Annotated in this window: 1 protein-coding gene; it reads left to right on the forward strand. The window is 62.7% G+C overall.

The features are described 5' to 3' along the window. The coding region (locus GWE18_RS41950) for an AMP-binding protein (RefSeq protein ID WP_275191311.1) at positions 1–719 on the forward strand (719 nt) is incomplete at both ends.

The following is a 719-nucleotide window of genomic DNA, read 5'->3' on the forward strand; positions in this document are numbered from 1 at the left end:
TTTGCGATGCGGCCGGCCGCGCCGCGCTCGGCACCGAGGCGCTCGCCGATGTGACGGCGCTCGATCTGGATACGGCCACCCCGCCCTGGGCCGCGCTGCCTGTCTCTGATCCCGAGCCGCGCGCCCTTGGCCTCACCTCGCGCCATCTCGCCTACATCATCTACACCTCAGGCTCAACCGGAACCCCAAAGGGCGTCATGGTCGAGCATCGGGGAGTGGCCAATTATCTGTCCTGGGCCTGCGAAGCTTATGCGCCCAGGTCATCCTCCCTGGTCTCCTCTTCCCTGGCCTTCGATGCCATAATCACGAGCCTGCTTGCGCCTTTGCTCTGTGGTGGCCACGCACAGCTTGTCAGGGAGGGAGACGAGGTCGAGGGGGTAAAGGAAAAGATCAGCTCGGGCTGCGGGATCATTGATATCACCCCCAGCCATCTGGATGTGCTTGGGCAACAGATGCTGGCGGACTCGGCCGCCAGCCAGGTTGGACTGTTTATCATCGGCGGTGAAGCGCTGACGCATTCGACAATCGAGCTGTGGCGCAGGATCCAGCCCACGGCCAGAATGGTGAATGAATACGGCCCAACCGAAACGATCGTGGGCTGTCTCTTTTATGAGGTTCCGACAGGGCCAGCTGTATCTGCGAACGTCCCGATCGGGCGTCCGATTGCGAACGCGCGGGTTTATCTGCTGGACGATCATGGCGCGCCTGTGCCGTTGGGG

This window comes from Bradyrhizobium sp. CSA112 (assembly GCF_029051645.1).
In the GTDB taxonomy this organism is placed as follows: domain Bacteria; phylum Pseudomonadota; class Alphaproteobacteria; order Rhizobiales; family Xanthobacteraceae; genus Bradyrhizobium.